The organism is Mycolicibacterium sp. XJ870 (assembly GCF_053483975.1).
The window spans coordinates 245,029-261,956 of record NZ_JBEFTI010000008.1; the positions used below are offsets into that span (position 1 = coordinate 245,029).

The window sequence follows — 16,928 nt, forward strand, 5'->3', positions numbered from 1 at the left end:
TCGGCCGCATCGATCAGTCGATCGCGCACGCTGCGGGGGGCCTTGCCAGTCAACTCGGTACTGGTCAACGGGTGACTCCTGGTCATGGGGTCCGGATCGGTACATGATTCTGCCAAGGCCTGACGCTACCGGGTCGAGCCACAATCATGGTAGACAGATTTCCCGATCTGTTCACTTGCCTCTTGGGGGTGCGCCAATGGCCGATACGCTGCAGCAGTTGCTCCGGGAACGCGCAGGGCAGGACACCATCGCCGTCAAGTACGACGACCGCAGTTGGACCTGGCGCGAACACATCGCCGAGGCGTCCGCGCAGGCGGCAGCCATCATCGCCCGGGCCGATGCGACGCGGCCGCTGCACGTCGGCGTGCTGATGGCGAACACTCCGCAGATGCTGACAGCACTGGCCGCCGCAGCGCTGGGTGGCTACGTGCTGTGCGGCATCAACACCACCCGCCGCGGTGATGCGCTGGCCCGCGACATCAACCGGGTGGACTGCCAGGTGCTGCTAACCGATACCGAACACCTGCGCCTGCTCGAAGGTTTGGAGCTGCCGGGCGTGACGGTGATCGACGTCGCGGAAGCAACCTGGACCGAGCAGGTAACCCCCGGTGCTCGCGTGCGCGAGGCGCTGACCCCGCACCGCGAGGTCGGGCCGGACGACACCTTCATGATGATCTTCACCTCGGGAACCAGCGGTGAGCCCAAGGCGGTGGAGGTGCCGCACGCAATGGTGCTGTTCGCCGGCAGCGCACTGGTCGAACGGTATGGCCTGACCAAAGACGACATCTGCTATCTGGCGATGCCGCTGTTCCACTCGAACGCCGTGTACGCGGGGTGGAGCGTGGCGGTGGGTGCGGGCGCCGCCATGGCACCCGCGGCGTTCTCGGCGTCGGGCTTCCTGCCCGACATCCGCCGGTACGGCGCCACGTACATGAACTACGTCGGCAAGCCGCTGGCCTACATCCTGGCCACCCGGGAGCGACCCGACGACCACGACAACCCGCTGCGCATCGCATTCGGCAACGAGGCCGCCGATCGCGACATCGAGGCATTCGGCAGGCGCTTCGGCTGCACGGTGTGGGACGGCTTCGGCTCCACCGAGACCGCGGTGATCATCACCCGCCCGGACGACTGCCCGCCCGGTTCGATCGGTAAGGGTTTTCCGGGCGTGGCCATCTACAACTCCGAGACCATCACCGAATGCGCGGTCGCCGAGTTCGACGCCAACGGCGCGCTCATCAACGGCGACGCCGCAGTCGGCGAACTGGTCAACACCGGCGGAGGTGGGCTGTTTCGCGGCTATTACAACGACCAGGGCGCCACCGACCAGCGCATGCGCCACGGGATGTACTGGTCCGGTGACCTGGCCTACCGGGATGCCGAGGGCTGGATATACCTCGCCGGGCGCACCGCCGACTGGATGCGCGTAGACGGCGAGAACATCACCACCGCACCGATCGAGCGGATCCTGCTGCGACTGCCCGCGATCAACCGTGTCGCGGTCTACCCGGTGCCCGACGAGTACGTCGGCGATCAGGTGATGGCGGCGATCGTGCCGCAGGACGACGAGACGCTGACCCCCGACGAATTCGAGGAGTTCCTGGCCGCGCAACGCGACCTGTCGCCCAAGGCGTGGCCGCGCTACGTCTGGGTCGCCGATGACCTGCCCACGACCGCGACCAACAAGATCCTCAAGCGCGAACTGGTCGCGCGCGGAATCGAACCCGACGGTCGGGTGTTGTGGCATCGTGACGGCACCCACTTCAGCGCGCAGCGCCGAACGGCCCCGCACTGATCGGGTGGCTGACCAGGAATATCGCCGGAAGGGCGCGCGTTTAGGAGACTGGCGGTTGCCCTGGCATAATGGACCGCTGACCCTCGGTCCCGGTTCACGTCTCATCTATTCGGGCGACCCGGGTCCACGATTGAAGAGGAACCATGAAAACAGGCATTCACCCTGAGTATGTAGAGACCACCGTGCACTGCGGTTGTGGCAACACGTTCACCACGCGCAGCACGAAGCAGAGCGGACAGATCGTCGTCGAGGTCTGCTCGCAGTGCCATCCCTTCTACACCGGTAAGCAGAAGATCCTCGACAGCGGCGGCCGCGTGGCCCGCTTCGAGAAGCGCTACGGCAAGCGCAAGCCTGCCGGTGGCGATTCGGCTTCCGAAAAGACCACCGCAGACAAGTAGCTACGTCAACGGCGCCCGGTCTGTCGCATACGCGTCAGATTTGGGCGCTGTTCTCGTTTCAGGTCACAAAGTTGGAGGAGGTCGACGTGACGGAAACAGCACCCGCGATCGAGGCGCTGTTGGCCGAGCACGCCGATCTTCAGCGCCAGCTCGCCGACCCCAACCTCCATGCGGATGCGTCGGCTGCCCGCAAGGTCGGGCGGCGGTTCGCGCAGGTCGCACCGGTCGTCGCCGCCTACCAGAAGCTCGAAGCCGCACGTGGCGATCTCGAGGCGGCCCGTGAGCTGGCCGCCGACGACGACAGCTTCGCCGCCGAGGTGGACGAGCTGAACGCGACGGTCGCCGAGCTCGACACCCAATTGACCGATCTGCTTGCCCCGCGCGACCCGCACGACGCTGACGACATCGTGCTAGAGGTCAAATCCGGTGAGGGTGGCGAGGAGTCGGCGCTGTTCGCGGCCGATCTGGCGCGGATGTATCTGCGATACGCCGAACGGCACGGCTGGACCGTGACGGTGCTCGGCGAGACGTTCTCCGATCTCGGTGGGTACAAGGACGCGACGCTGTCGATCCGGGCTAAGGGAACACCCGCGGACGGCGTGTGGGCACGGCTGAAGTTCGAAGGTGGCGTGCACCGTGTGCAGCGCGTCCCGGTCACCGAGTCGCAGGGTCGGGTGCACACCTCGGCCGCAGGCGTCCTCGTCTACCCGGAACCCGAGGAAGTCGAGCAGGTGCAGATCGACGAGTCGGACCTGCGCATCGACGTGTACCGCTCATCCGGCAAGGGCGGGCAGGGCGTGAACACCACCGACTCGGCGGTGCGTATCACGCATCTGCCCACCGGCATCGTCGTCACATGCCAGAACGAACGCTCGCAGCTACAGAACAAGGCGCGGGCCATGCAGGTACTGGCGGCTCGGCTGCAGGCGCTCGCCGAGGAGCAGGCGTCGGCTGACGCGTCGGCCGACCGGGCCAGCCAGATCCGCACCGTGGACCGCAGCGAGCGGATCCGCACCTACAACTACCCGGAGAACCGGATCGCCGACCACCGGATCAACTTCAAGGCGCACAACCTTGACCAGGTGCTCGACGGTGACCTGGACCCGCTGTTCGACGCGCTCGCCGCGGCCGACAAGCAGGCCCGCCTCCAGAAGGCATGACCTCGATGCGGCAAGCGATCGCGGCCGCCACAGCGACGCTGGCCCGAGCGGGCGTCGGCTCGCCCCGCATCGACGCCGAACTTCTGGCGGCACATGTCGCGGGTACCGAGCGTGGTCGCCTGATGCTGCTCGACGATCCCGACGAGGCATTCCTGCGGGCTTACGACGAACTCGTGGCGGCCCGGTCCCGACGGATTCCGCTGCAACACCTCGTCGGCACCGCAGCGTTCGGACCGGTGCTGCTCGACGTCGGCCCCGGCGTGTTCACCCCCCGCCCGGAAACTGAAGCGCTGCTGGAGTGGGCTGCCGCTCAACAACTTCCGCCCGATCCCGTGATCGTCGACCTGTGCACGGGCTCGGGTGCGTTGGCGTTGGCGCTGGCGAAACACCGGCCCGACGCGCGTGTCATCGCAGTCGAGGATTCGGCGGCCGCGCTGGAGTATGCCCGGCGCAATACGGCCGGGACACCGGTGGAGGTGCTCGACGCGGACGTCACCACGCCCGGGCTGCTTCCCGAACTCGACGGGCGGGTGGACCTGCTGGTCGCCAACCCGCCCTACATTCCCGAGGGCGCAGACCTGGAACCCGAAGTGGCCGAACATGATCCGGCGCATGCGCTGTTCGGTGGCCCGGATGGTATGTCGGTGATCAATCCGATCGTGCGCCTTGCCGCCCGATGGCTGCGGGACGGAGCAGGCTGCGTCGTCGAACACGACGACACCACGTCGCAGCGCACCGTCGCGGCTTTCATCGATGACGGAAATTTCACCGAGGTGGCCGCGCACCGCGACCTGGCGGGGCGGGCCCGCTTTGTCACGGCCACCCGAATTGGGCGAAGCTTGAACCCATGACAGCCGACGAGCGCTTGCGCGAGGAGCCATATGCCTGACCTCTTCGACTGCGCCGACGCCGATCAGCGGGCCACCGGTATTGCTTCGGCGGTCAGTGCCGTCAAGGGCGGCCGCCTTGTGGTGATGCCCACCGACACCGTCTACGGCATCGGCGCCGACGCCTTCGACCCGGACGCCGTCGGCGCCCTGCTGTCGGCCAAGGGCCGCGGCCGTGACATGCCCGTCGGCGTGCTCGTCGGGTCGTGGACGACCATCGACGGGCTGGTCTACTCGGTGCCGCGCACCGCCCGCGAGCTCATCAGGGCCTTCTGGCCGGGGGCGCTCAGTCTGGTCGTGCAGCAGGCGCCGTCGCTGCAGTGGGACCTCGGCGACGTCAGGGGCAGCGTGATGTTGCGGATGCCGTTGCACCCGGTCGCGCTCGAACTGCTGCGCGAAGTCGGTCCGATGGCGGTGTCCAGCGCCAACATCTCCGGCCGGGCGGCAGCAGTCACCGCCGCCGAGGCCCATGACCAACTCGGCGACCTCGTCGAGGTCTACCTCGACGGCGGACCTGCCGAACAGCAAGCCGCGTCGACCATCGTGGACCTGACCGGAGCGCATCCCCGCATCCTGCGCGCGGGTCCGATCAGCGCCGAAGACGTCGCCAGGGTGCTGGAAGTCGAGGCCGCAACTCTCATGACAAAGACGGAGTGATCTCAGCTTGCTGCAGTACGGTGCACCGGTGATCTCGGCCGGCGAAACGATACTTGCGCTGTCCGAACAGGGTGCCGGTGTTCCACTGCGCGAGCTCGCGCTGGTGGGTCTGACCGCCGCGATCATCACCTATTTCGCCACCGGTTGGGTACGAGTGTTGGCCATCCGGCTCGGCGCCGTCGCTTACCCACGCGAACGCGATGTGCACCTGCAGCCCACTCCGCGAATGGGCGGCCTGGCGATGTACGTCGGGGTGGCCGCGGCCGTCCTGCTCGCCTCCCAACTGCCCGCGCTCACGCGTGGTTTCGTCTATTCGACGGGGATGCCCGCCGTGGTGGTGGCCGGCGGATTGATCATGGCCATCGGGCTGATCGACGACCGGTGGGGCCTCGACGCACTGACCAAATTCGCGGGCCAGATCACGGCGGCCAGCGTGCTGGTCACCATGGGCGTGGCGTGGAGCGTGCTCTACATCCCGATCGGGGGAGTGGGCACCATCGTGCTGGACCAGGTGTCGTCGATCCTGCTCACGCTGGCGCTGACCGTGTCGATCGTCAACGCGATGAACTTCGTCGACGGACTCGACGGGTTGGCGGCCGGACTCGGGCTGATCACCGCCCTGGCCATCTGTGTCTTCTCGGTCGGGCTGCTGCGGGACCACGGCGGCGATGTCCTGTTCTATCCACCCGCGGTGATCTCGGTGGTGCTTGCCGGCGCGTGCCTGGGCTTCCTGCCGCACAACTTCCATCGCGCCAAGATCTTCATGGGCGACTCCGGGTCGATGCTGATCGGCCTGATGCTGGGTGCCGCGTCGACGACGGCTGCGGGCCCGATCTCGCAGAACGCCTACGGGGCCCGCGATGTGTTCGCCCTCATGTCGCCCTTTCTACTGGTGATCGCGGTGATGTTCGTTCCGGCGCTGGACATGTTGCTGGCCATCGTCCGGCGGACCCGGGCCGGACGCAGCCCGTTCAGCCCCGACAAGATGCATTTGCATCACCGATTGCTGCAGATCGGCCATTCACACCGGCGGGTGGTCCTGCTGATCTACCTATGGGTGGGCATCGTCGCCTTCGGTGCGGCCAGCACGATCTTCTTCGATCCGGGCTACACCGGCGCGGTGATGGCGGCGGCCATTCTGGTCGCGATCGTGGCGACTCTTATCCCGCTGTTACGGCGCCGTGCGGAGGGCCTGAACGAGCAGCTGGACGACTAGTACGACGAAAAGTAGTAGGCCCCCTTTTGGGCTGCCTACCATGTGGTACCGTGCTGGCAGAACCCGAAAAACCTCGCGGGTTGCCGGCCCGGCCCATCGGTTCGCAAAGCCGATCGGCGCCGATCAACGACCGACAAAGGGAGCTACCCCTTGGGTGATTCCAGCGCGCCCGTCGCCCTCCGATACGCTCGTCGGGCACGCACAGGATTCTGCCAGGCAGTACTCATATCAGGGGACAGTTCTCGTGACCGCGGGATTGAGGTGAAGCAGTGACGACGCCAGCGCAAGACGCGCCGTTGGTGTTTCCGTCGGTGGCATTTCGGCCACTGAGACTTCTGGTTGTTTGCCTTGCCCTGACCGCCGTCGCGGTACTCGCGGCTGGTTTCACCGGGCACCTCTTGTTCGGAGTCTTCTTCGGCGTGGGCTTGGGCCTAGGGCTGATCAATGCCCTGCTCGTGCGCCGGGCGGTTGAGTCGATCACCGCCGACGAGCACCCGCTCAAGAAGAAGATGGCCGTCAACTCGGCGACGCGCTTGCTGGTCATCACCGCCCTCGCGCTCGCAATCGCATTTTTCTTCAGAACCTCGGGCGGCATCGCGGTGCTGTTCGGGCTTGCGGTGTTCCAGGCGTTGCTGGTGATGAGCACCAGCATCCCCGTGATGCGGAAGATCCGCACAAATGGCCTGGACGTCTTGGATACGGAATCGAAGGGTTGAGCTGACCTCTATGACTCAGACGACGACCGTGTTGGCCGCCGAAGAGGGTGGCCCCGCCATCCACGTGGGTCACCACACGATGGTGTTTGAACTGTTCGGCATGACGTTCAACGGTGACACCATCCTGGCCACCGCGGTCACCGCGGTGATCGTGATCGGGCTGGCCTTCTACCTGAAGTCCAAGGTCACCTCCACCGGCGTGCCCGGCGGCGTCCAGCTGTTCTGGGAGGCCCTCACCATCCAGATGCGCGGGCAGATCGAAGGCGCCATCGGCATGAAGGTCGCGCCGTTCGTGCTGCCGCTGGCGGTGACGATCTTCGTGTTCATCCTGGTCTCCAACTGGCTGGCGGTGTTGCCCCTGCAGTACGGCGGAGCCGATGGTGCCGCCGCCGAGTGGTACAAGCCGCCGGCCTCCGACATCAACTTCGTGCTGGCACTCGCACTGTTCGTGTTCCTCGCGTACCACGCCGCAGGCATTTGGCGGCGCGGCATCATCGGGCACCCGCTCAAGGTGGTCAAGGGCCACGTCGCCTTCCTGGCGCCGATCAACATCGTCGAGGAGATCGCGAAGCCCATCTCTCTGGCGCTCCGACTTTTCGGCAACATCTTCGCCGGCGGCATCCTGGTGGCGCTCATCGCGATGTTCCCCTGGTACATCCAGTGGGCCCCCAACGCCATCTGGAAGACCTTCGACCTGTTCGTCGGCCTCATCCAGGCGTTCATCTTCTCGCTGCTGACGATCCTGTACTTCAGCCAGTCGATGGAGTTGGACCACGACAACCACTGAGCAAGACCCGATAGATCCCTACGACCGAACGATACGAACCTCTGGCGGCACGGCCACCAGTTATCAAGGAGGATAAAAGGAATGGAACTCGATCCCAACGCCATCATCACGGCTGGCGCTCTGATCGGCGGCGGATTGATCATGGGTGGCGGCGCCATCGGCGCAGGTATCGGTGACGGTATCGCGGGTAACGCGCTGATCTCGGGTATCGCCCGGCAGCCCGAGGCCCAGGGCCGGCTGTTCACCCCGTTCTTCATCACCGTTGGTCTGGTTGAGGCTGCGTACTTCATCAACCTGGCCTTCATGGCGCTGTTCGTCTTCGCCACCCCGGGCCTGCAGTAGTCCGTCGGCATGGGTGAACTGAGCGCAACAATCCTGGCCGCCAGCCAGGCAGCGGAGGAAGGCGGTGGGGGCCAGAGCAACTTCCTGGTCCCCAACGGCACCTTCTTCGCCGTGCTGATCATCTTCCTGATCGTGCTCGGCGTGATCGCGAAATGGGTTGTGCCACCGGTCGGCAAGGTGCTGGCGGAGCGGGAGGCGATGCTGGCCAAGACCGCAGCAGACAACCGCAAGTCAGCCGAACAGGTAGCGGCGGCACAGGCCGACTACGACGAGGCGATGGCCGGGGCGCGTGCCCAGGCGTCGTCCATCCGTGACGAGGCCCGCGGCGCGGGCCGTCAGGTGGTCGACCAGAAGCGAGCCGAAGCCAGTGGTGAAGTGGCCGAAACCGTACGCCAGGCCGACGAGCAACTGTCCACGCAGGGCGACCAGGTGCGTTCCGGCCTGGAGTCGTCGGTGGACGGACTGTCCGCCACGCTGGCCAGCCGAATCCTCGGCGTCGACGTGAAATCAGGTGGGACGCAGTAGATGTCGATATTCATCGGGCAGCTGATCGGCTTCGCTGTCATCGCATTCATCATCGTGAAGTGGGTGGTACCGCCCGTCCGGAACCTGATGCGCAAGCAGCAGGATGCCGTGCGGGCCGCCCTCGCCGAGAGTGCCGAGGCGGAACGCAAGCTCGCCGACGCCGATGCGATGCACGCCAAGGCGCTCGCGGACGCTCGGGCCGAGTCGGAGAAGGTGACCGACGAAGCCAAGCAGGACTCCGAGCGGATCGCCGCGCAATTGACCGAGCAGGCCGGCTTGGACGCCGAGCGGATCAAGGTCCAAGGCGTCCAGCAGATTCAGCTGATGCGCCAGCAGCTCATCCGTCAACTGCGGTCGGGTCTCGGGGAGGAAGCGGTGGCCAAGGCCGACGCCTTGGTGCGCGCACACGTCGCCGATCCGCAGGCCCAGGCGGCCACTGTCGACCGGTTCCTGGCCGAGCTGGAGCAGATGGCGCCGGCGAGCGCGCTGATCGACACCGCCGCAACGGCCAAGCTGCGCGCCGCCAGCCGCGAGTCACTGGGTGTTCTGGTCGAGAAGTTCGACTCGGTGGCAGGCAGCCTCGACGCCGACGGGCTCACCACCCTCTCCGATGAGTTGGCATCAGTGGCAAAACTTCTGCTGTCCGAGTCGGCGCTCAACAAGCACCTGGCCGAGCCCGCCGACGACGCCGCACCCAAGGTGCGGTTGGTCGAGTCACTGCTGTCCGGCAAGGTGGGCGACACCGCGCTGGACCTGCTGCGGACCGCCGTCTCGCAGCGCTGGTCGACCGAGTCGAACCTGGTCGACGCCATCGAACACACCGCGCGTCTGGCGCTGCTCAAGCGGGCGGAGACCGCAGGCGAGATCGACGAGGTGGAGGACCAGCTGTTCCGGTTCGGCCGCGCCCTCGACGCCGAGCCGCGACTGTCCGCCCTGCTGAGCGACTACACCACGCCGGCTGATGGCCGGGTTGCCTTGCTGGACAAGGTGCTGACCGCTGGCTCCGAAGTGAATGGGACGGCGGCGGCGCTGCTGACCCAGACCGTGGGACTGCTGCGGGGTGAGCGTGCCGACGAGGCCGTCATCGACCTCGCCGAGCTGGCCGTGGCCCGTCGAGGTGAAGTGGTCGCGCATGTGACCGCCGCCGCCGACCTGAGCGACGCCCAGCGCACCCGCCTGACCGAGGTGCTCAGCCGCATCTACGGCCGTCCGGTGTCGGTCCAGCTGCACGTCGACCCGGAACTCCTCGGTGGCCTGTCGATCACCATCGGTGACGAAGTGATCGACGGCTCGATCGCCTCCCGACTGGCCGCCGCTGCGACACAGTTGCCGGACTGATAACAACCAAGAACCACCCAAGAACAAGGTAGGAAGACGAAAAACCATGGCAGAGTTGACAATCTCGGCTGCTGATATCGAAGGTGCCATCGAGGACTACGTATCCTCGTTTTCCGCCGACACCGAGCGCGAAGAGATCGGCACCGTCGTCGACGCCGGTGACGGCATCGCCCACGTCGAGGGCCTGCCCTCGGTCATGACTCAGGAGCTGCTTGAGTTCCCGGGCGGCGTCCTGGGCGTGGCGCTCAACCTCGACGAGCACAGCATCGGCGCCGTCATCTTGGGTGACTTCGAGAAGATCGAACAGGGCCAGCAGGTCAAGCGCACCGGCGAGGTGCTCTCGGTGCCCGTCGGCGACGCGTTCCTGGGCCGCGTGATCAACCCGCTGGGCCAGCCGATCGACGGGCAGGGCGACATCGCGTCGGACACCCGCCGTGAGCTCGAGCTGCAGGCCCCGTCGGTGGTTCAGCGCCAAGGCGTCGGTGAGCCGCTGCAGACCGGCGTCAAGGCGATTGACGCCATGACCCCGATCGGCCGCGGTCAGCGCCAGCTGATCATCGGTGACCGTAAGACCGGCAAGACCGCTCTGTGCGTCGACACCATCCTGAACCAGCGCTCGGCCTGGGAAACCGGAGACCCGAACCAGCAGGTGCGCTGCGTGTACGTCGCGATCGGCCAGAAGGGCACCACCATCGCCAGCGTGAAGCGGGCGCTGGAAGACGGCGGCGCGATGGAGTACACCACCATCGTCGCGGCCCCCGCCTCGGATGCCGCCGGCTTCAAGTGGCTTGCGCCGTACACCGGTTCGGCCATCGGCCAGCACTGGATGTACGACGGCAAGCACGTGCTGATCGTGTTCGACGATCTCTCCAAGCAGGCCGATGCCTACCGTGCGATCTCGCTGCTGCTGCGCCGGCCGCCGGGTCGTGAAGCCTTCCCGGGCGACGTGTTCTACCTGCATTCGCGCCTGCTGGAGCGTTGCGCGAAGCTCTCCGACGAACTCGGCGGTGGTTCGATGACCGGGCTGCCGATCATCGAGACCAAGGCCAACGACATCTCGGCGTTCATCCCCACCAACGTCATCTCGATCACCGACGGCCAGTGCTTCCTGGAGTCCGACCTGTTCAACCAGGGCGTGCGACCGGCCGTGAACGTCGGTGTGTCGGTGTCCCGTGTCGGTGGTGCCGCGCAGATCAAGGCGATGAAAGAGGTCGCGGGGAGCTTGCGCCTAGATCTGTCCCAGTACCGCGAGCTCGAAGCGTTCGCCGCTTTCGCCTCCGACCTGGATGCGGCATCCAAGGCTCAGCTGGACCGCGGCGTTCGCCTGGTCGAGCTGCTCAAGCAGCCCCAGTACAGCCCGATGCCGGTCGAAGATCAGGTCGTCGCGATTTTCCTCGGTACCAAAGGCCACCTGGATTCGGTTCCTGCCGAGGATGTTTCGCGTTTCGAGGCCGAGCTCATCGAGCACGTCAAGGCCAGCCACTCCGACGTCCTCAGCGGGATCAAGGAGTCCAAGAAGCTCTCCGAGGAGGCCGAGGAGAAGCTGGTCTCGATCATCAACGAGTTCAAGAAGGGCTTCTCGGCTTCTGACGGCAGTTCCGTGGTCGTCAAGGAAGCAGACGCCGATGCGCTGGCTGAGGAGGACCTGGGCAAAGAATCGGTCAAGGTCCGCAAGCCGGCCCCCAAGAAGGCCTAGGTAACACATGGCAGCCACACTGCGCGAGCTACGCGGACGTATCCGCTCCGCCGGGTCGATCAAAAAGATCACGAAGGCCCAGGAGCTGATCGCCACGTCGCGGATCGCCAAGGCGCAGGCCCGAGTCCAGGCGGCTCGGCCCTACGCGACCGAGATCACCAACATGCTCACCGAGCTGGCCGGGGCCAGCGCCCTGGACCACCCGCTGCTCGTCGAGCGGGAGAAGCCCAAGCGGGCCGGTGTGCTGGTGGTGTCCTCAGACCGCGGCCTCTGCGGCGGCTACAACGCCAACGTGCTGCGCCGGGCCGAGGAGCTGTTCTCACTGCTGCGCGAGCAGGGCAAGGACCCGGTGCTCTACGTCGTCGGGCGGAAGGCTCTGGGCTACTACAGCTTCCGGCAACGCAGCGTGACCGAGTCCTGGACCGGCTTCTCCGAGCGTCCCACCTATGAGAACGCGAAGGAGATCGCCGACACCCTGGTGACTGCGTTCCTGTCCGGCGCCGACGACGAGGGTGACGACGCGGGTGCCGACGGCATCTTGGGTGTCGACGAACTGCACATCGTGTCGACGGAGTTCAAGTCGATGCTGTCGCAGACCGCGGTGGCTCTGCGGATCGCACCGATGGTCGTCGAGTACGTCGGCGAAGCCGAGACCGGCCCGCACACGCTGTTTTCGTTCGAGCCGAGTGCGGAGACCCTGTTCGACGCGCTGCTGCCCCGCTACGTCGCCACCCGTGTGTACGCGGCGCTGCTGGAGGCGGCCGCCTCGGAGTCGGCGTCACGCCGACGCGCCATGAAGTCGGCCACCGACAATGCCGACGACCTGATCAAGGCGCTCACGCTGGCGGCCAACCGTGAGCGTCAGGCACAGATCACCCAGGAAATCAGCGAGATCGTCGGTGGCGCCAACGCGCTGGCCGACGCCAGATAAGCCCCGTAGGAAGCGAAGAAAACATTATGACTGCTGTCGCTGACACCAAGACAGACACCAAGACCGCGGGTCGCGTTGTCCGAATCACCGGTCCGGTGGTGGACGTCGAGTTCCCGCGTGGCGCTGTGCCCGAACTGTTCAATGCGCTGCATGCCGACATCGCGTTCGGTGCGCTCGCCAAGACCCTGACGCTTGAGGTCGCCCAGCACCTCGGCGACAACCTTGTGCGCTGCATCTCCATGCAGCCCACCGACGGTCTGGTCCGTGGCGTCGAGGTTTCCGATACCGGTGCCTCCATCTCGGTCCCCGTTGGCGACGGTGTGAAGGGCCACGTGTTCAACGCGCTGGGCGACTGCCTCGACGATCCGGGCTACGGCAAGGACTTCGAGCACTGGTCGATCCACCGCAAGCCGCCGGCCTTCGCCGACCTCGAGCCCCGCACCGAGATGCTGGAGACCGGCCTGAAGGTCGTCGACCTGCTCACTCCGTACGTGCGTGGCGGCAAGATCGCACTGTTCGGTGGTGCCGGCGTGGGCAAGACGGTGCTCATCCAGGAGATGATCAACCGCATCGCGCGAAACTTCGGTGGCACCTCGGTGTTCGCCGGCGTGGGGGAGCGCACCCGTGAGGGCAACGACCTCTGGGTCGAGCTCGCCGATGCCGACGTGCTCAAGGACACCGCGCTGGTGTTCGGTCAGATGGACGAGCCGCCAGGCACCCGTATGCGCGTCGCGCTGTCGGCGCTGACGATGGCGGAGTACTTCCGTGACGAGGCCCAGCAGGACGTGCTGCTGTTCATCGACAACATCTTCCGGTTCACCCAGGCCGGTTCCGAGGTGTCGACCCTGTTGGGTCGCATGCCTTCGGCCGTGGGTTACCAGCCGACGCTGGCCGACGAGATGGGTGAGCTGCAGGAGCGCATCACCTCGACCCGTGGTCGCTCGATCACCTCGATGCAGGCTGTATACGTGCCCGCCGACGACTACACCGACCCGGCGCCCGCCACGACCTTCGCGCACCTGGACGCCACCACTGAGCTCTCGCGCGCGGTGTTCTCCAAGGGCATCTTCCCCGCGGTGGACCCGCTGGCATCGTCCTCGACGATCCTGCACCCCAGCGTGGTCGGCGACGAGCACTACCGCGTCGCGCAGGAAGTCATCCGGATCCTGCAGCGCTACAAGGACCTTCAGGACATCATCGCGATCCTCGGTATCGACGAGCTGTCCGAAGAGGACAAGGTGCTGGTGTACCGGGCTCGTAAGATCGAGCGCTTCCTGAGCCAGAACATGATGGCCGCCGAGCAGTTCACCGGCCAGCCCGGTTCGACGGTTCCGCTCAAGGAGACCATCGAAGCCTTCGACAAGCTGGCCAAGGGCGAGTTCGACCACCTGCCCGAGCAGGCGTTCTTCCTGATCGGTGGCCTGGACGACCTGGCGAAGAAGGCTGAAAGCCTCGGCGCCAAGCTGTGATGACCGCTTGCGCGAAGAACCAATGGGTTCAGCTGAGCGTTCCGACTCGAAAGGTGGTGTGGCATGGCTGACTTGAACGTCGAGATCGTCGCCGTCGAGCGTGAGCTCTGGTCCGGCCCCGCTACGTTCGTCTTCACCCGGACCACCGCCGGTGAGATCGGCATCCTGCCGCGGCATATTCCGTTGGTGGCCCAGCTGGTCGACGATGCGATGGTCCGAGTCGAGCGTGAGGGCGAAGACGATCTGCGTATCGCAGTCGACGGTGGCTTCCTGTCGGTGACAGAGGAGACCGTGCGGATCCTGGTGGAGAACGCGCAGTTCGAATCCGAGATCAACGCCGACGCGGCCAAGCAGGATGCCGAATCGGACGACGAGAGCACTGCGGCGTGGGGCCGGGCGCGGCTTCGCGCCCTAGGCCAGATCGACTGATCAGCCGATGAGCGCGTCCATGATGGTCATGGTCGCGCTGGTCGGTGTGCTCCTACTGCTAGTCATCGCGCTGTGCTACCGGCTGTGGAAGTTGCGCCAGGTGGGCGGAACTGCCGCCATCCTTCGGGATTTCCCCGCGGATGGCGGCCACGGCTGGCGGCACGGCGTGATGCGCTATCGCGGCGGCGAAGCCGGGTTCTATCGACTCTCAAGCATTCGCTGGTGGCCCGACCGCCGGCTCAGCCGCCGCGGCCTGGAAGTGGTGTCCCGTCGTGCCCCACGCGGGGACGAATTCGACATCATGACCGATCAGATCGTCGTGCTCGAACTGCGCGACAGCAGCAGCGAACGACGCCAGGGCTACGAGATCGCGCTCGATCGGGGTGCGTTGACGGCGTTCACGTCGTGGCTGGAGTCCCGGCCGTCACCGCGGGCCCGCCGACGCAACTACTGACTCGAGCCGGGCTTCCAGAGAACATCGCCGTCCGGATTGGCGACCCGCGACAGGATGAACAGCAGGTCCGAAAGCCGGTTCAGGTACTTGGCGGGCAAGACGCTCACCGAATCCCCGTGTTCGGCCGCGGCGGCCCACGCCGAACGCTCGGCCCTGCGCGCAACGGTCCTCGCGACGTGTAGCAGCGCCGATAGTGGGGTGCCCCCGGGCAGGACGAACGAGTTGAGTGCGGGCAGAGCCTCGTTGAACTCGTCGCACCACACCTCGAGTCGGTCGATGTAGGGCTGCGATATCCGCAGCGCAGGATGCTCGGGATTCTCGACCACTGGAGTGGACAGATCGGCACCGGCGTCGAAAAGGTCGTTCTGGATCTGTCGCAATGCAGCAAGGATTTGCTGATTCGGGTTGCCCAGCGCCACGGCCACGCCGATCGCGGCATTGGCTTCGTCACAGTCGGCATAGGCGGTCAGCCGCGCATCGGTTTTGGAAACCCTGCTGAAATCGCTCAACCCGGTGGTCCCGTCGTCGCCGGTGCGGGTGTATATGCGGGTGAGATGAACTGCCATGGATTGAACCGTACCGGGCCGGCTGACAAGGCATACCGGCTCGCGGGTTATCGGCGGCGTTCTGAATCTGGCTCGCGGGCTGCTTACACTAGCCCGCGTGAGCGAGCGTTTCGTGGTGACCGGCGGCAACCGGTTATCAGGCGAAGTTGCTGTCGGTGGCGCGAAGAACAGCGTTTTGAAGCTGATGGCCGCCTCGCTGCTGGCCGAGGGTACGAGCACTATCACCAACTGCCCCGACATCCTTGATGTTCCGTTGATGGCGGAGGTGTTGCGGGGGCTTGGAGCCACCGTCGAATTGGACGGGGCGACCGTCCGGATCACCTCGCCCGACGAACCGAAGTACGACGCGGATTTCGCCGCGGTGCGACAGTTCCGCGCATCGGTGTGCGTGCTGGGCCCGCTCGTCGGCCGCTGCAAGAAGGCCAAGGTCGCCCTGCCCGGTGGGGACGCGATCGGGTCCCGTCCGCTCGACATGCATCAAGCCGGGCTGCGGCAGTTGGGCGCCACCTGCAATATCGAGCACGGCTGCGTGGTCGCAGAGGCGGATCAACTGCACGGCGCCGAGATTCAACTGGAGTTTCCCTCGGTGGGCGCGACCGAGAACATCCTGATGGCTGCCGTACTCGCCGAAGGTGTGACGACGATCCACAATGCGGCCAGGGAGCCCGACGTCGTCGACCTGTGCGCGATGCTCAACCAGATGGGTGCCCAAGTAAGTGGAGCGGGCACCTCGACTTTGACGATCACCGGCGTGGACCGGTTGTACCCGACCGTGCACCGGGTGATCGGGGACCGCATCGTCGCGGCGACGTGGGGAATCGCGGCGGCGATGACGCGCGGCGACATTTCCGTGACCGGCGTCGATCCGCAACACCTACAGCTGGTACTGCACAAGCTGCACGACGCCGGCGCCACGGTCACCCAGAACGACGACGGGTTCCGGATCGTCCAGTACGAACGGCCGAAGGCGGTGAATGTCGCGACGCTGCCGTTCCCGGGATTCCCGACCGACCTGCAGCCGATGGCGATCGGGTTGGCCGCGGTGGCGGATGGAACGTCGATGATCACCGAGAACGTCTTCGAGGCTCGGTTCCGGTTCGTCGAGGAGATGATCAGACTCGGGGCCGATGCGCGGACCGACGGACACCACGCAGTGGTGCGCGGCATCCCGCAGCTGTCGAGCGCGCCGGTGTGGTCTTCGGACATCCGCGCCGGCGCCGGCCTGGTCCTGGCCGGCTTGGTCGCGGACGGAGACACCGAGGTCCACGACGTTTTCCACATCGATCGGGGCTACCCGCTGTTCGTCGAGAACCTGGCGAGTTTGGGAGCGGAGATCGAGAGGGTAAGCTCTTAGCAAGTGCCCGACGGACACGCAGGTTCTACTACTGCGAGGCCGCACGAGCCGGAGATCAGGACTTGACGTCCGCGCCAGCCGCGTACTAAGCTGGCGAGGTTGCCTCAGACCGGATGAAATAAGCCGGAGAACGCAACTTGACACTCCAGCCAGATAAGAATTAAGCTGGCAGGGTTGCCCCGAAACGGGGTAACAAAAAATGTAGGTC

General features: G+C 66.0%; 18 protein-coding genes. 17 read left to right on the plus strand and 1 reads right to left on the minus strand.

Annotated elements, in window-relative coordinates; translation table 11 throughout:
- The first annotated feature begins 196 nt into the window (after positions 1-196).
- The 16 genes from fadD1 to ABQF30_RS24855 all read left to right on the plus strand — a co-directional run bounded on the left by fadD1 (position 197) and on the right by ABQF30_RS24855 (position 14,800).
- Positions 197-1,795, plus strand: a complete 1,599-nt coding sequence (gene fadD1, locus ABQF30_RS24780) for a fatty-acid--CoA ligase FadD1 (RefSeq protein WP_448468781.1) — start codon at positions 197-199, stop codon at positions 1,793-1,795.
- 143 nt (positions 1,796-1,938) lie between these two features.
- Positions 1,939-2,193, plus strand: a complete 255-nt coding sequence (gene rpmE, locus ABQF30_RS24785) for a 50S ribosomal protein L31 (protein WP_448468783.1) — start codon at positions 1,939-1,941, stop codon at positions 2,191-2,193.
- Positions 2,194-2,279: 86 nt separating this feature from the next.
- Positions 2,280-3,353, plus strand: a complete 1,074-nt coding sequence (prfA, locus tag ABQF30_RS24790) for a peptide chain release factor 1 (protein WP_448468785.1) — start codon at positions 2,280-2,282, stop codon at positions 3,351-3,353.
- A complete protein-coding gene (prmC, locus tag ABQF30_RS24795) occupies positions 3,350-4,204 on the plus strand; it encodes a peptide chain release factor N(5)-glutamine methyltransferase (protein WP_448468787.1) in 855 nt (284 codons plus the stop codon). Before prfA ends, prmC begins: the two co-directional genes overlap by 4 nt.
- A gap of 30 nt (positions 4,205-4,234) precedes the next feature.
- Positions 4,235-4,897 carry an L-threonylcarbamoyladenylate synthase gene (locus tag ABQF30_RS24800; protein ID WP_448468789.1) on the plus strand — a complete coding sequence of 221 codons (663 nt, stop codon included), beginning with the start codon at positions 4,235-4,237 and terminating at the stop codon, positions 4,895-4,897.
- A 7-nt stretch (positions 4,898-4,904) separates the two neighbouring features.
- On the plus strand, positions 4,905-6,113 hold the full coding sequence (locus tag ABQF30_RS24805; RefSeq protein WP_448468791.1) for a glycosyltransferase family 4 protein: 1,209 nt from the start codon (positions 4,905-4,907) through the stop codon (positions 6,111-6,113).
- 269 nt (positions 6,114-6,382) lie between these two features.
- Positions 6,383-6,829, plus strand: coding sequence for an ATP synthase subunit I (locus tag ABQF30_RS24810; protein ID WP_448468793.1), 447 nt, complete (start codon positions 6,383-6,385; stop codon positions 6,827-6,829).
- 10 nt (positions 6,830-6,839) lie between these two features.
- Positions 6,840-7,616 (plus strand): F0F1 ATP synthase subunit A, encoded by a 777-nt coding sequence (gene atpB / locus ABQF30_RS24815; RefSeq protein WP_448468795.1) that lies wholly within the window; start codon positions 6,840-6,842, stop codon positions 7,614-7,616.
- A gap of 81 nt (positions 7,617-7,697) precedes the next feature.
- Positions 7,698-7,958, plus strand: a complete 261-nt coding sequence (locus tag ABQF30_RS24820; protein WP_036440957.1) for a F0F1 ATP synthase subunit C — start codon at positions 7,698-7,700, stop codon at positions 7,956-7,958.
- Between the two features lie 9 nt (positions 7,959-7,967).
- Positions 7,968-8,483 carry a F0F1 ATP synthase subunit B gene (locus ABQF30_RS24825; RefSeq protein WP_448468797.1) on the plus strand — a complete coding sequence of 172 codons (516 nt, stop codon included), beginning with the start codon at positions 7,968-7,970 and terminating at the stop codon, positions 8,481-8,483.
- Positions 8,484-9,821 carry a F0F1 ATP synthase subunit B/delta gene (locus ABQF30_RS24830; RefSeq protein ID WP_448468799.1) on the plus strand — a complete coding sequence of 446 codons (1,338 nt, stop codon included), beginning with the start codon at positions 8,484-8,486 and terminating at the stop codon, positions 9,819-9,821.
- Positions 9,822-9,867: 46 nt separating this feature from the next.
- A complete protein-coding gene (gene atpA / locus ABQF30_RS24835) occupies positions 9,868-11,517 on the plus strand; it encodes a F0F1 ATP synthase subunit alpha (RefSeq protein ID WP_448468801.1) in 1,650 nt (549 codons plus the stop codon).
- A 7-nt stretch (positions 11,518-11,524) separates the two neighbouring features.
- On the plus strand, positions 11,525-12,448 hold the full coding sequence (locus ABQF30_RS24840; RefSeq protein WP_448468803.1) for a F0F1 ATP synthase subunit gamma: 924 nt from the start codon (positions 11,525-11,527) through the stop codon (positions 12,446-12,448).
- A 26-nt stretch (positions 12,449-12,474) separates the two neighbouring features.
- Positions 12,475-13,917: a F0F1 ATP synthase subunit beta gene (gene atpD, locus ABQF30_RS24845; RefSeq protein ID WP_448468805.1), complete on the plus strand. Its 1,443-nt coding sequence runs from the start codon at positions 12,475-12,477 to the stop codon at positions 13,915-13,917.
- A 63-nt stretch (positions 13,918-13,980) separates the two neighbouring features.
- The gene (locus ABQF30_RS24850) at positions 13,981-14,346 is read left to right on the plus strand and encodes a F0F1 ATP synthase subunit epsilon (RefSeq protein WP_448468807.1); all 366 of its coding nucleotides are present in this window, start codon (positions 13,981-13,983) and stop codon (positions 14,344-14,346) included.
- A gap of 7 nt (positions 14,347-14,353) precedes the next feature.
- On the plus strand, positions 14,354-14,800 hold the full coding sequence (locus ABQF30_RS24855; RefSeq protein ID WP_448468809.1) for a DUF2550 domain-containing protein: 447 nt from the start codon (positions 14,354-14,356) through the stop codon (positions 14,798-14,800).
- Here the strand turns inward: ABQF30_RS24855 and ABQF30_RS24860 are convergent.
- Entirely contained in the window at positions 14,794-15,366 is a 573-nt protein-coding gene (locus tag ABQF30_RS24860; RefSeq protein ID WP_448468811.1) for a cob(I)yrinic acid a,c-diamide adenosyltransferase, read from the minus strand. The two genes, ABQF30_RS24855 and ABQF30_RS24860, sit on opposite strands and share 7 nt — an antisense overlap.
- Positions 15,367-15,463: 97 nt before the next feature.
- On the opposite strand from ABQF30_RS24860, the gene murA reads away from it, so the two are divergent.
- Positions 15,464-16,720, plus strand: coding sequence for a UDP-N-acetylglucosamine 1-carboxyvinyltransferase (murA, locus tag ABQF30_RS24865; RefSeq protein ID WP_448468813.1), 1,257 nt, complete (start codon positions 15,464-15,466; stop codon positions 16,718-16,720).
- The last annotated feature ends 208 nt before the right edge of the window (positions 16,721-16,928 follow it).

Bases quoted from the DNA above. Each gene is read 5' to 3' on its own strand.
- fadD1 (WP_448468781.1), top strand. From the start codon at position 197: ATGGCCGATACGCTGCAGCAGTTGCTCCGGGAACGCGCAGGGCAGGAC.
- rpmE (WP_448468783.1), top strand. From the start codon at position 1,939: ATGAAAACAGGCATTCACCCTGAGTATGTAGAGACCACCGTGCACTGC.
- prmC (WP_448468787.1), top strand. From the start codon at position 3,350: ATGACCTCGATGCGGCAAGCGATCGCGGCCGCCACAGCGACGCTGGCC.
- ABQF30_RS24800 (WP_448468789.1), top strand. From the start codon at position 4,235: ATGCCTGACCTCTTCGACTGCGCCGACGCCGATCAGCGGGCCACCGGT.
- atpB (WP_448468795.1), top strand. From the start codon at position 6,840: ATGACTCAGACGACGACCGTGTTGGCCGCCGAAGAGGGTGGCCCCGCC.
- ABQF30_RS24820 (WP_036440957.1), top strand. From the start codon at position 7,698: ATGGAACTCGATCCCAACGCCATCATCACGGCTGGCGCTCTGATCGGC.
- ABQF30_RS24825 (WP_448468797.1), top strand. From the start codon at position 7,968: ATGGGTGAACTGAGCGCAACAATCCTGGCCGCCAGCCAGGCAGCGGAG.
- ABQF30_RS24830 (WP_448468799.1), top strand. From the start codon at position 8,484: ATGTCGATATTCATCGGGCAGCTGATCGGCTTCGCTGTCATCGCATTC.
- atpA (WP_448468801.1), top strand. From the start codon at position 9,868: ATGGCAGAGTTGACAATCTCGGCTGCTGATATCGAAGGTGCCATCGAG.
- ABQF30_RS24840 (WP_448468803.1), top strand. From the start codon at position 11,525: ATGGCAGCCACACTGCGCGAGCTACGCGGACGTATCCGCTCCGCCGGG.
- atpD (WP_448468805.1), top strand. From the start codon at position 12,475: ATGACTGCTGTCGCTGACACCAAGACAGACACCAAGACCGCGGGTCGC.
- ABQF30_RS24850 (WP_448468807.1), top strand. From the start codon at position 13,981: ATGGCTGACTTGAACGTCGAGATCGTCGCCGTCGAGCGTGAGCTCTGG.
- ABQF30_RS24855 (WP_448468809.1), top strand. From the start codon at position 14,354: ATGAGCGCGTCCATGATGGTCATGGTCGCGCTGGTCGGTGTGCTCCTA.
- ABQF30_RS24860 (WP_448468811.1), bottom strand. From the start codon at position 15,366: ATGGCAGTTCATCTCACCCGCATATACACCCGCACCGGCGACGACGGG.